Source organism: Clostridium uliginosum (genome assembly GCF_900112485.1).
Lineage (GTDB): Bacteria > Bacillota > Clostridia > Clostridiales > Clostridiaceae > Clostridium > Clostridium uliginosum.
Genome location: NZ_FOMG01000048.1, coordinates 1 through 13,440, shown reverse-complemented (window position 1 = coordinate 13,440; position 13,440 = coordinate 1). Strand labels below are relative to the sequence as shown.

Below are 13,440 nucleotides of genomic sequence, written 5' to 3'. Positions count from 1 at the left end.
AAAAGTTTTAGTGATATTAGTTACAATTAATTATTAAGTTTGGGTAGGGAAATAATAAAAACACGCTGTAAAATAATGGATGATAAATTAAATAAGATTCTTGCCAACTTTTAGTTGACTCAAACAGAGTATAAATTTGATTTCCTTTACACTCAATTATATAGTATAATATATATCTATGTTAGAATCGTTTCCGGTAAGGAAATTTTAAGTAGTAAGTGTGGAGGTTGAAATTATGCAAACATTTGTTATAGGAGTAGATTTAGGAGGAACTAAGATTAGTACTGCCCTTTCAAATTTGAATGGAGAAGTAATTAGTCAAACAACAGTTCCAACTAATGCTGTTGAAGGAGAAATTCCTGTATTAAATAGAATTATAGAATCAGTAGAAAAAGTAATTAAAGATGGTGGAGTAACTTATAAGGATGTAAAGGCAATTGGAATAGGTTCACCAGGACCACTTGATGCTGAAAAGGGAGTAATAATATATACACCAAATCTTCCATTTAAGGATTTTAATTTAGTAGAACCATTAAAGAAGAAATTTGATGTACCTGTATTTTTAGATAATGATGCAAATGTTGCAGCTATTGGTGAATATATGTTTGGTGCTGGAAGAGGCGCAAAAGATGTATTATTTTTTACTGTAAGTACTGGTGTAGGTGGAGGAGCTATTTTAAATGGCAAAATCTACAGAGGTCATACTTCAAATGCATTAGAGATAGGTCATATGACAGTAGCAGCAGATGGCCCTAGATGTAATTGTGGAAATATTGGTTGTGTTGAAGCAACTTCATCAGGAACTGCAATTGCCAAAAGAGGACAAGAAGCAATTAATAGTAAAGTTGAAACATCATTAAGAAAATATGACAAAATTACTTCATATGAAGTATTTTTAGAAGCTGCTGCAGGAGATCCAGTAGCTAAGGATATAATAGATAATGCATTAAATTATTTAGGTATAGCTATTGCAAACTCAGTATCTATTTTTGATCCAGAAATAATTATTATTGGTGGCGGAGTTTCAAAAGCTGGAGATATAGTTTTTGAAACAATAAGAAAAGTAGTTGATAAGAGATGCTTCAAATCAATGGCTGCTTCAGTTAAGATTGTTCCAGCAGGTTTAGGTACAGATGCAGGAGTAATAGGAGCAGTAGCATTAGCACTACTTGAAACACAAGGCGAATAGTTTAAATTAATACTATAGTCACATGAATGTTTCATAACAGTTTATATAAAAATATTTGTAATAGACCATTTCTTATAGTAAAAGCAATTTTTGATTTAGGCACATAAAGAAAATAATAGACCAAAGATACGTCGTGTATTGGGTGTCATACAAGAAGGCAAGTTCAGTTAATAGTGAGCTATTAGCTGAATTTGCTAACGCAGTATAACACCCAATATACAAGCATACTGGTCTATTATTTTTTTGAATGTGCCTTATTCGTTATACTATAACTAGCAAACATAAAAGAAATATTGTAAAATTATAAACAAAGGAGAGTGAGGATAATTATGACAACAATATTTTTGACAAGACATGGAGAAACTGTGTGGAATACAGAAAAAAGACTTCAAGGAAGTAAGGATTCCCCTCTAACTGATAATGGTATTTTGCAAGCAAAGAAGTTAAGAGATAGACTTAAAAATGAAAAAATAGATATTATATATGCAAGCCCAATAAAAAGAGCTCTTGATACTGCAAATATTATAGCAGAGCCTAATAATATTCCAATAGTTACTTGTAATGAATTAAAAGAAGTGCATTTTGGTGAATTTGAGGGAAAAGTTATAGGTGAGCTATCTAAACCGGGAGAAGCAAATTTTTTGATGGAGATGTTTAAAGGCAACCAAGAAGTCAAAGGACCAAATGGAGAAACACTTTTAGATGTACAAAAAAGAGCTTTTAGGATATTAGATAATATTTTAGAAAAAGAAGAATCAAAAACTATATTAATAGTTGCACATGGAATGACACTAAAAGTATTAATGAGTTACTTTGAGGATTTTGAAAGTGATCTTAAGGGCGTATATGGACAAACATCTTTGACCAAAATAATAAGGGACGAAGATAAATTTAATGTATTATTTAAAAATGATATAACTCATACAGAAATGCGTTAAGGTATATTCAAAGGAATAAAGTAAGTTTAGTTAACTAGAGTAGAATATGTTTTTTAATCAATCTTAAAAGGTATAGTTAGAAATTATATATATATATGTTCTAATTAAGTTAATACATTTATAAACTTTTATTTAATTTTTATAATAAATTACATCTTTAATTAACAATATCTACATAGAATCATATATATCATAAATTTTCTATATAAGTTCCTCATTATAGTAGTTAAATCATAGTATTTATAAGTGTTCTAAAATTTATATTAATGAACAAACTTTATTGGAGCTTATATATTCTATAAAAAAATGATAAAGAAGGTTATAAAATGAAGGTTGAAATAATAGCTATAGGAACAGAGATATTATTAGGAGATATTATTAATTCTAATGCTCAATATTTAGCAAAGCAATTAGCTATGTTAGGGTTAGATGTATATAATCAACAAGTTGTTGGAGATAATGAAGAAAGAATTTTAGGCGCTTTTGATGAAGCATTTAAAAGAAGTGATATAGTTATAACAACAGGAGGTCTTGGACCAACAAAAGATGATATGACAAAGGAAGTTGTAGCAAAGTATTTTAAAAAGAAATTAATTCCTCATGATGAATCTATTAAAAATATAAAGGATTACTTTAAATCAACTGGAAGAGTAATGCCTGAAAATAATTTTAAACAAGGTATGTTTCCACAAGGATCAATAGTTGTTAAAAATGATAATGGCACTGCACCAGGAGTTATAATAGAGGAAAACAATAAAATAATGATTATTATGCCTGGTCCACCAAATGAGATGAAACCCATGTTTAAAGAGAGTATTGAGCCTTATTTGAAGAATAAAACAAACACTACTTTAATTTCTAAAGTAGTGAAAATTATAGGTCTTGGAGAAAGTTTAGTTGCAGAAAAAGTTCAAGATTTAATTGATAAGCAAACGAATCCAACAATTGCACCTTATGCAAAAGAAGGAGAAGTAACATTAAGAATAAGCGCGAAGGCTGAGGATGAAGAATCAGCTTTAAGTTTAATTAAACCTATCATAGAAGAGATAAGCAAGAGACTAGGTAATAATATCTATACTATAGGTGAAGATTCAATAGAAGAAGTTGTTTCTAAAATTTTAATAGATAAAAATCTTACTATATCAACTGCAGAATCATGTACAGGCGGAATGATAGCAAGTAGATTAGTTTCGTATCCAGGAATATCAGAAGTCTTTTTAGAGGGCGCTGTAACATATTCTAATGAGGCAAAGCATAACAGAATACATGTTAAGCAAGAAACATTAGATAATTATGGTGCAGTAAGTTATGAAACTGCTAAAGAAATGGCAGAAGGAATAGCAAAAACTTCTGGTACAGATGTTAGTATTGTTACAACAGGTATTGCTGGGCCTGGTGGTGGAACAGAAGAAAAGCCAATAGGACTAGTCTATATAGGTATGTATATAAATGGTGAAGTAACGGTACAAAAATATATATTTAAGGGTAACAGAAATAAAGTAAGGAATCAAGCTACAATAATGGCATTAGATATGGTAAGAAGAGGATTACTTAAGTCAGACATCTGATCAAGTGATTTTTAGTGTGAGCTATAGTGTATAAAAAAATAATTCCCCTTGCTACTTTATATTTAAAATAGCAAGAGGAATTAAAATTGGTATATAAATAAAATGGGGGGAGAGGCGATTAAATATTGAAGTTAGTTACTTCATTATAAATTCTTTCCAAACCCATATTATTTATACATAATATTTTAAATTTAGTTATATTAAAAAATAATAAGCTCAAAATTCTTATTATATTATTCGTTAGATAAGAATACTGTTTTGTTATTTATTGATAATGACTTATAAGGGGTTAGTATGAAAAAAACATTTAGAGCAAATTTATATTTTTTAATAATAATGTTAGGTGAGATAATAGCACCTTTCTTCCTATTTTATTTTTATAAAAAAATAGGAATACATGATTTAAGAATACAATTATTTACAAATCATATGATTTTATTTATTCTACCAGCAATAATATATATTTTAATAGTTAGACCTAATTTAAAACAAACTTTTAAGTTTAATAAGCTTTATTTAAAAGATTTCTTTTTAATAATAGGATTAGCATTATTATGTCAACCAGTAGTAAGTTTATTTTCACTGATAACCTCTTTCTTTTTTGAGAATGATATAGGAAATTTTGTGACAGAAATATCTTCAACACCATTTATACCAATGTTGCTTTTAATGGCTGTTATGCCTGCTATAACAGAGGAAATAACGTTGAGAGGTATAGTACAATCTGGCTATGATGACAAAAGTGATTTTAAGACTTGTGTTGTAATAGGATTGCTTTTTGGAATGTTTCATTTAAATGCACAACAATTTTTATATGCAGCTGTTTTAGGAGGAGTTTTAGCTTATTTAGTTAGAGTAACTAATAGTATATTTGCATCTATGACATTTCACTTTATGATTAATGGAACATCGGTTATAATGCAAAAACTCTTAATTCTCTTTCAAGATAAAATAGGAACTGGAGAAACAGCAACAGATATGCCTATTAAAACGCTACCTTTAAATGAAAAGTTGAGTCTATTAAAAGGATGTGCAATCATAGCATTAATATCTGGAGTATTATCAATACTATTAATTAAAAAGATTAAGAAAATTAATGAAAAAAGAAAAATTAAAGTAAGCCAAGGGATTTTAAGTGATAATGGGATTTACTATAAAGAATATATAGAATATGAAGATAAAGATGATATTGGATATAAAAGTTATGATTATGAAGTAAAAGAGGATAAGATAATTAATTGGCCTTTTATAATGACAATAATTATATATTTAATATATATGATACTAAGTCTTCATTTAAGTTCTATTGCGTAATAAAAGACGTAAAGAAATTTTGTTTTACAAAATAAAAAAGTTAGGGTGTCTCAAAAGGTAAATTTATTTTATGCTTTTGAAACACCCTAATTCTTTTAACACTTAATAACATCAGTAGATGAAGAAGATAAGTTAGAAAAACAGCTTTCAAGCACCCAACCTCTAGAATTAATATTGCTTTCTAGGGGAAGAGCTATATAGTACCATGTAAAATCATCAGATAAAACTTTCTCTAAAATCCTAACTTCCATTGCTATGCTTAGTTTTTGCAAAATGGGAGATATTTCATTAGGAGATAAGTGCAAAATGGAATCTTTAGATACTATTCCATAGTTCTGATCAAGATTAAGAAAGGTAATTGAACAATTATTTTTAAACGAATCTAACTTTTTATATTCTAGCTTTAGTTTAGAAAACTGATTTTTACTAATTACGAGTTCTCGATGCAGGGTTGAAATTTTTTGCTCATAATAAGACATTAAAAAGATTATTCCTGCTCCTATAATTAAAACAAACAATAAAAATATTATAAATTTCATTTTATTTCTCCTAGAATAAATTCATCACTTAAAGTATATTTACAATTTCTAAAAAAAATACCAAGGTTTGTTTATATTAAAGAAGTTTAACTGCTTGACTTAATACTTCACCAATAGATTCATGTATAACTAAATCAGCTTTAGAATCATAAGGTGTACTACTTTTGTTTATTAATACAAGATTCTTTCCTCTAAAATAATTTATAAGTCCAGCAGCGGGGTAAACAACTAGCGAAGTACCACCTATAATTAATGTATCAGCTTTCTCAATAGCGTCAACTGCACCTCTTATAACATCATCATTTAAGCCCTCTTCATATAAAACAACATCAGGCTTAACTATTCCATTACATTTAGGACATTTAGGAATATCTTTTGAATTTAGAACAAAGTCTAAATCATAAAATGTATGACATTTAATGCAATAGTTTCTATGAACTGATCCATGAAGCTCATAAACATTTTTGCTGCCAGCAGCTTGGTGAAGTCCATCAATATTTTGAGTAATAACAGCTTTTAGTTTACTCATTTGTTCTAGTTTAGCTAAAACTAAATGACCAGCATTTGGTTTAGCATCAGTATATATCATTTTTTCTTTATAAAAGTTAAAGAAATCACTTGGATGAGAGATAAAGAAGCCATGAGATAACATAGTTTCAGGAGGATAGCCTTTTCCATTAGAAGTCTTATAAAGACCGTTTTCAGAACGGAAATCAGCAATGCCGGATTCTGTACTCATACCAGCTCCACCAAAGAATACTATATTATCACTTTCCTTTAATATTTGTGACAATTTTTCTATATTCATAAAAACATCTCCAATACTAGTATAATATATTATCATTATCACATAGTCTAAAATAAAAATCAAAAAAACAGTTGACATAATTATAATATCAAGATATAATACTACTTGTATCTGGTGGTAACGGCATAGAGGTAACACTCCTTCCCATTTCGAACAGGAAAGTTAAGGTCTATAGCGCTGATGGTACTGCATGGGTGACTGTGTGGGAGAATAAGACGTTGCCAGGTAACATGGCTCGATAGCTCAGTCGGTAGAGCAGAGGACTGAAAATCCTCGTGTCACTGGTTCGATTCCAGTTCGAGCCACCAAAAAAAGCACTAACATTTGTTAGTGCTTTTTTTTTATTAATTTATTATTAGACTACGCTTTAAGGCACATGGAAGAAAATAAATTCTACCGTTCAGTAGATTTATATTACAATATCAACATTTACTTAAAACGTAGCCTATTATTATAATAAAATTTGTTATATAAAATTAAAGCCACCAACTGTGAACTGCACCCAAAATGTTAGACATAAATCTAATGTTTTGGGGTCAGTTCACTGATATGGTGGCTTTGATTATTATTTTTACACAGTACACTGCTCTATTTCTACAGAATAAGTGGAACAATGAGGACAAACAATTATACTAACTATATAACTATCATCAATCTTACCCGCTCTAAATAGTTTATTGTATGATGTGTCTTTATACTCTTCACAAATTGTATTTATGATGTAATGTTTTTCTTTTGTATAGATATAAAAATGATATTCTAAATAACAGTAAGATTTATTTAATTGTTCCTGATTATCACAAAGACATTTATCACAGTAATATTCTTTTGTGAAATTTATATTTTCACCTTGAGATAAAGCGGTTAAAATCATATCTAAAGATACATCTTTAACATCATCATTTTCTTCTTCGCTTTCATAAAATATACCATCACAATTTTCTTCAGATAGTACATAGTCTTTATTATCATATATAAATTTATATTCCATAAAATCCTCCTTAATAATACTAATAATATACTATATTATTATATAATAGAATAAACATAATAATACAATATGTTATTATGAATTGAAACTATTTTGTAACGATTAAGACATTTATATGCAACAAAGATATTTATTTAAGGCACATTAAAGAAAATAACAAGTCAAAGATGCAACGTATATTTTATGTCAAACAAGAAGGTAATATCAGTTCATATCAGGTTATTGGCGAATATTACTGACGCAGTATGACACGAAATAGACTAGCATACTGACTTGTTATTTATTTTAATGTGCCTAGTAAGATACAACAATATCATAATAAGAAATAGTTAAGCTTGACTTAAGAAAGTCTTAAGATAATGCACTTATACTAAATACATAGAAAGTAAAAGATTAAATAGATAGGGGATGAGTTTTATGTTAGAAAAATTAATATTAACTGATAAAGAATGTGAAAACCTAGCTAATGGTATTGCAATTGGAGTAGGGATTGGAATAGTAGTTGGAGCAATTTTTAATAATATAGTTTTTTATTTTGCATTTGGTGGAGTATCAGGAATAATAGGCTCATTAATCTATTCTAAAATTCAAGAAAACAAAAATAATTAAAGTATAAAAGTTTCTATAAGTATTTGAATTTAATATTCTAAAAAATTTTAAATTATAGCTATGTTTTAGCAAAGTGTTGATATTGTTATATTTTTGCAAAGTGGACATTAAAATTGGACTTTTAGAACTCTTAAGTGAAAGTCCAAATTTTACATTTGGTATCTCAAACTTACTCAGCGAACGAATGTGAGTCGAGTTTCCTTGAGTATTGTCATATTTCCTGCTTGTCTAAAGCTTGCCTTTGGAGCAAGCTAAAAGGGGACTATACTCATTTAGATGTTCTTAAGTGAGAGTCAAAATTTTATATTTTGTTGCTCGAACTTACTCAGCGAATGAATATGAGTCGAGTTTCCTGTATCAATTTCTTAGCCCACTTTACAATATATAACAATATAAACACGGTTTTAAAACAAAGTGTAAATTATATATATGATTGAATAAAGATCCTTCATAAAATTAAGCGACTATTAGCTATTTTTATGAAGGATCTTTTCTACAACATATATATAAGAATTAAGGCATATTATTAATTCTTATATATTTTCAATTTGCCAATCGATTGGAATCTGATTAGTATCAATTAAAAATTTATTTGCTTTTGAAAAAGGTTTACTACCAAAGAAGCCTCGTGAGGCGGATAATGGACTCGGATGAACAGATTTAATAATATAATGTTTAGGATTATCTATTAAATCAACTTTTTTAATAGCATTATTACCCCAAAGAATAAACACTAAAGGTTTATTACTAGTATTTAATATTTTAATTATATTGTTAGTAAATATTTCCCATCCAATTCCTTTATGGGAGTTAGCTTCTCCAGCTCTAACTGTAAGTACTGTATTTAATAAAAGCACTCCTTGATCAGCCCACTTTTTCAAATATCCATTATTAGGAATGTAGCATTCTAAGTCAGTATGTAGTTCTTTATATATATTCAGTAGTGACGGTGGAGTTTTAACTCCAGGATTAACAGAAAAACTTAATCCATGAGCTTGATTTGGACCATGATAGGGGTCTTGCCCTAAAATAACAACTTTTACATCTTTAAATTGAGTAAAATGTAGAGCGTTGAATATATTATACATATCAGGATAAATAGTTTTAGTTTTGTATTCTTTCACAAGAATTTCTCTTAGCTTAATATAATAGTCTTTTTCAAATTCACAAGACAGATATTCATTCCAATCATTTTTTAGTATTTTAAACATAACATCACCCATATTTAGTATATCATTTTTAATAATATTTATAATGTTCTATATGGTTTTACTTTTTAAAATATTTTTGTTCTTGTTAGGGAACTTATATACTGTTAAAATATAGAGGAATATAAAATTTTTTTGATTAAAGGAGAATTTAAATGGAAAATAAAGTATGGGCTGTTGCTGCAGGCAATGAAATAACAGATAAGGATTTAGAATCAATAATAATGAGATATCCTCCAGAAAGAAGAGCTATGTTTCAAGGAGAAGAAGGCAAGAAGCAATTAGTAGAGCAAGTAATTGCTTTTGAATTAATGCATAAGTTTGGTAAGGAAATAGAATTAGATAAAACTGAAGAATATAAAAATATGATTGCAGGATTATCTAAAGAAGCATTAACTCAATTATCAATAAATAAAGTATTAGCAGATGTAACAGTTACAGATGAAGATGCTAAAAAGTATTATGAAGATAATAAGGATATGTTTGTAAAACCAGCAACAGTTTCAGCTAAACATGTATTAGTTAAGACTGAAGAAGAAGCTAAAAAGATAAAAGAAGAAATTTCAAAGGGTTTATCTTTTGAAGATGCTGCAATGAAATATTCAACTTGTCCATCAAAAGAACAAGGTGGAAACCTAGGACCTTTCGGAAAAGGTATGATGGTTCCTGAATTTGAGGATGCTGCATTTGCATTAGAAATTGGAACAGTTAGTGAACCAGTTAAAACTCAATTTGGATATCATTTAATATTAGTGGAAGAAAAACATGAAGCAATAAATGTACCATTTGATCAAATTAAAGATGCAGTTATAAAGCAAGTAGTAGAACAAAATCAACAAAAGAAATATTTAGATATGGTATCAGAACTAGAAGCTAAATATGGAGTAGAAAGAAAGTAGACATATTTATTAAAAGTTAGGCTATGTTTTAATTCAATGTTGATATTGTAATATAAAGCCCATGGACTGTGGAATTTACTTTAAAAACTCTAAAATGAATATTAGTCCTATTAATGCATACTCCCAATCAAAGATTGTGACAAGCAATTAATAGGACAAATCTTCATTAAGGGTTCTAAAAAGTAAATTCCAATGCCATGTCGCTCTTATATTACAATATCAACACTATAAAAACATAGCCAAAAGTTAAATAGATATTAAAAAATAAATAAATATGCGAAAGCTAGCTCGAAGTGGAAAATAATTCATACTTTTAGCTAGCTTTTTTATATTTTCATATTAATTCTAAGAATGAGTTAATATATTTATCCGCATATTTAGTAAGTTCTTCTTCAGAATGTATACTTAAGTTATCTTTTACTGCAACAACTTTCATACCAGCAGATTTTGCACCTTGTATAGCAGGAAGTATATCTTCAAAAACAATGCACTTATTAGGCTCAACACCTAATTTTTTTGCAGCTAATAAGTATACATCAGGTTGATCTTTTCCTTGTGATGTTTCATCTGTAGTTGTAATAGCATCAAAATAATGAAATATCTCATTATTTTCTAAGCAAGCTTTAAGTAATGGAGTTGAATTACTAGTTGCTAATCCAATCTTTATACCAGATTTTTTTAATAGCTGTAAGAATTTTTTTGCACCTTTTTTTAATTTAACATCATTAGAATAATGATTAAAAGCCATGTTATGCCAAGTATTCAATATGTCATCTAATGAATCTTCAATTTGAAATCTATTTTTAAAATAGAGAGCTGTTTGAGAAAAGCTTAAGTGAAGGATTTCATTTTTTAAATCTCCTGGCATTAAATAACCTTTTTCTTTAAGATAATCTATGTCTATCTGTTCCCAGACCCACATGGAATCTACTAGAGTTCCATCTAAATCAAATATAGCTCCTTTTATGTCATGTAACATGTATTAGTCCTCCATTAGTTAGTATGTTTTTTAGTATGTTTTAATAATATATGAATTTAAATGAATATAAAAGGGTAGTTATTTGTTTTACAAGACAAATGAAAGAAAATAATAGATCAAAGATAAATTGCATACTTTGCATCAGATAAGTATACTAATCTATTATTTTTTTTATTTGCATAAATATAATTTACCATGATAAAAACAGTGTAATAATAATTTTACTTTACACTTTGATTACAGTTTTGTAAGATTAAAGTTATAATGTATATCTCATTATTTACTAAAACTTATGTAAAGGATTTTAAAATATGTTTAATAGTGATAAAATTAATATAAATATATAATTTTCTATAAAAATTATATAAAAGATTATAAATGTATTAACTTAATTAGAACATATATATTAATAAGAAAAGATAAAATTAATTAAAGCATTATGAATCAAAACAGGAGGATTAACAATGAAATCAACTACAATAGTTATGTTTATAGCAAGCGGATGGTTTTTAGCAATAGGAGCATTTATTATGTTAAATAAGAAGTTTAAAATGAAAATGATAAATAATACTCAGGCTAAAGACAAAGAAAAATTTGTAGAATTTAATGGAAAATTCAATTTAATTTTGGGTACTATTGGGATAATTATAGGCGCTTTAAATTGCTTTTTAAAGAATAATGATAATGTATTTTTAGGTATATTTGTAGTAGTTATGCTTGCTTCTTCTATAATACAAGCTAAGCTATCTAAAAAATATAAGATATAGTTTAGAATAGTAGGGGAATATGGACTATATAGAAAAAAAGACAGAATAATTTTAATTATTACTTATTAAGGAAAGTTGTCCATGCTTATGTAAAGTGATATAATTAAGGAGTTATAGATATATTTAAGAGGATAAAGGAGGGAAGGTTCATACGAACCGGCATTTGATGAAGAAAAAAGTTTTAGCTGTAATGCTAGCAGCAATACTTGTTGCAGGTAATTCAGTGCCAGCTTTTGCTACACCTGGAAATCAAGAATTAAATGACACTAGACAAAAATATGCAGAAATTGAACGTAACATATCAAATATTGAAGATAAAATTTACGATTTAAATACTCAAATAGAACCATTAGAACAAACTGTTTCTAATAATAAGAGGGAAGTTACTAATATCAACAATCAAATCGATAACACAACTAAAGATATTAAGCAATGTAAAGAGGAAATTACTAAATTAGATTTAGCTTTAGGAGAAAGACTTAAAGCTATGTACATGTCAGGAGATATGGAATTTAGTTATTTAAGTTTCTTATTTGAATCAGAATCAACTAGTGATTTCTTTTCAAGAGCAGAATCAGTGGCTAGAATTTTAGGTAAAGATAAAAAGGCAATAAAAGATATTATTGATAAAAGAGATGCTTTAAACGCGAAAATAAGCTCTTTAGAAGATAAGAAAAAAGAGATAGACAAGCTTAATTCTGAGGTACAAATGAGTTTATCTCAATTAGATGTTAAGAAAAAAGAACAAGAAACTTTAGCATCTCAAACAAAGGCTGAAAAAGAAAAGTTCGATTCAGAATATTTGTCAGAAGTAGAAAGACAAACACTTCAACCACAATTTGATGTCGTTAGTAATTCTAATAGTTCACTTGATGATCTTAAGTCAGCAATTTCTCAATTAAGAAATATAAGAGATAATCAAATCAAGAGTCCAACTATTAAAAAAGAAATTGACGAAAAAATTGAAAAAGCTAAAACGATTGTATCACAAAGAGAAGAAGAACAAGCAAGAAAAGCTGCAGCAGTAGTTACCGCTAGCAGAGGAAATTCAGGGTCAACTTCAAAACCAACTGGAAATGTTCCTTCAGCAGGAAATGCACAAGCAATATTAAATGAAGCCTATAAGCATTTAGGAAAAGCATATGTATATGGTGCAACAGGAGCAGATAATTTTGATTGTTCAGGATTTACTGAATATGTATTTAATAAAGCAGCAGGAACAGATATATCAAGAACAACTTATTCGCAAATAAATGTAGGACAACCTGTATCACGAGATCAACTTCAACCTGGTGATTTAGTATTTCCTCATTCAGGACATGTTGGGATATATGTTGGTGGAGGTAATATGATTCATGCTCCACAAACTGGTGATGTTGTTAAAGTATCTCCAGTGTATAATTTTTATGCAGCAAGAAGAGTATTATAAAACTAAAAATTTCAGGAGCTGTATCAGATTGATATTTTAAATCAATCATGATACAGCTCTCTTTTTATAGTTTTCAATTTTATACATATATTTTTATGTAATTATTAGTAATTATATTATTTGATTGCATGACGATAAGAAGGTAAAGATACCTTCTCCATAATTTTACTATATTTCTTTATTTATGAAGCTTGCTGCTCAT

General features: G+C 28.0%; 13 protein-coding genes, 1 tRNA gene and 1 rRNA gene. 10 read left to right on the top strand and 5 right to left on the bottom strand.

Annotation, left to right across the window (positions count from 1 at the left end):
• Positions 1-235 precede the first annotated feature (235 nt).
• From BM027_RS17270 to BM027_RS17255, 4 genes are all read left to right on the top strand, one after another.
• Positions 236-1,189, top strand: a complete 954-nt coding sequence (locus BM027_RS17270; RefSeq protein WP_090094426.1) for an ROK family protein — start codon at positions 236-238, stop codon at positions 1,187-1,189.
• A gap of 329 nt (positions 1,190-1,518) precedes the next feature.
• Positions 1,519-2,127: a histidine phosphatase family protein gene (locus BM027_RS17265; RefSeq protein WP_090094425.1), complete on the top strand. Its 609-nt coding sequence runs from the start codon at positions 1,519-1,521 to the stop codon at positions 2,125-2,127.
• Between the two features lie 326 nt (positions 2,128-2,453).
• On the top strand, positions 2,454-3,695 hold the full coding sequence (locus BM027_RS17260; RefSeq protein WP_090094424.1) for a competence/damage-inducible protein A: 1,242 nt from the start codon (positions 2,454-2,456) through the stop codon (positions 3,693-3,695).
• Positions 3,696-3,989: 294 nt separating this feature from the next.
• Positions 3,990-5,009 (top strand): CPBP family intramembrane glutamic endopeptidase, encoded by a 1,020-nt coding sequence (locus BM027_RS17255; protein ID WP_090094423.1) that lies wholly within the window; start codon positions 3,990-3,992, stop codon positions 5,007-5,009.
• Positions 5,010-5,104: 95 nt separating this feature from the next.
• Here the strand turns inward: BM027_RS17255 and BM027_RS17250 are convergent, their stop codons facing one another.
• Positions 5,105-5,548, bottom strand: coding sequence for a hypothetical protein (locus BM027_RS17250; RefSeq protein WP_090094422.1), 444 nt, complete (start codon positions 5,546-5,548; stop codon positions 5,105-5,107).
• 76 nt (positions 5,549-5,624) lie between these two features.
• A complete protein-coding gene (locus tag BM027_RS17245; RefSeq protein WP_090094421.1) occupies positions 5,625-6,356 on the bottom strand; it encodes an NAD-dependent protein deacylase in 732 nt (243 codons plus the stop codon).
• 110 nt (positions 6,357-6,466) lie between these two features.
• Here BM027_RS17245 and rrf point away from each other — a divergent pair.
• Both rrf and BM027_RS17235 read left to right on the top strand, forming a co-directional pair.
• Positions 6,467-6,583, top strand: a 5S ribosomal RNA gene (gene rrf / locus BM027_RS17240).
• A gap of 5 nt (positions 6,584-6,588) precedes the next feature.
• Positions 6,589-6,664, top strand: a tRNA-Phe gene (locus BM027_RS17235).
• 263 nt (positions 6,665-6,927) lie between these two features.
• On the opposite strand, the gene BM027_RS17230 is transcribed toward BM027_RS17235, so the two are convergent.
• Positions 6,928-7,347, bottom strand: a complete 420-nt coding sequence (locus BM027_RS17230) for a DUF3785 family protein (RefSeq protein WP_090094420.1) — start codon at positions 7,345-7,347, stop codon at positions 6,928-6,930.
• Between the two features lie 417 nt (positions 7,348-7,764).
• On the opposite strand from BM027_RS17230, the gene BM027_RS17225 reads away from it, so the two are divergent.
• Complete coding sequence (locus BM027_RS17225; protein ID WP_090094419.1) at positions 7,765-7,956, top strand: hypothetical protein; 192 nt, start codon at positions 7,765-7,767, stop codon at positions 7,954-7,956.
• A 533-nt stretch (positions 7,957-8,489) separates the two neighbouring features.
• Here the strand turns inward: BM027_RS17225 and BM027_RS17220 are convergent.
• Positions 8,490-9,167 (bottom strand): uracil-DNA glycosylase, encoded by a 678-nt coding sequence (locus BM027_RS17220; RefSeq protein ID WP_090094427.1) that lies wholly within the window; start codon positions 9,165-9,167, stop codon positions 8,490-8,492.
• Between the two features lie 152 nt (positions 9,168-9,319).
• Between BM027_RS17220 and BM027_RS17215 the strand changes: the two genes are divergently transcribed.
• On the top strand, positions 9,320-10,063 hold the full coding sequence (locus BM027_RS17215) for a peptidylprolyl isomerase (protein ID WP_090094418.1): 744 nt from the start codon (positions 9,320-9,322) through the stop codon (positions 10,061-10,063).
• A 334-nt stretch (positions 10,064-10,397) separates the two neighbouring features.
• Here the strand turns inward: BM027_RS17215 and BM027_RS17210 are convergent, their stop codons facing one another.
• Positions 10,398-11,042 (bottom strand): HAD family hydrolase, encoded by a 645-nt coding sequence (locus BM027_RS17210; RefSeq protein WP_090094417.1) that lies wholly within the window; start codon positions 11,040-11,042, stop codon positions 10,398-10,400.
• A 464-nt stretch (positions 11,043-11,506) separates the two neighbouring features.
• On the opposite strand from BM027_RS17210, the gene BM027_RS17205 reads away from it, so the two are divergent.
• Both BM027_RS17205 and BM027_RS17200 read left to right on the top strand, forming a co-directional pair.
• Entirely contained in the window at positions 11,507-11,809 is a 303-nt protein-coding gene (locus tag BM027_RS17205) for a DUF3784 domain-containing protein (protein WP_090094416.1), read from the top strand.
• Between the two features lie 166 nt (positions 11,810-11,975).
• Positions 11,976-13,238 (top strand): C40 family peptidase, encoded by a 1,263-nt coding sequence (locus BM027_RS17200; protein WP_090094415.1) that lies wholly within the window; start codon positions 11,976-11,978, stop codon positions 13,236-13,238.
• Positions 13,239-13,440: the final 202 nt, after the last annotated feature.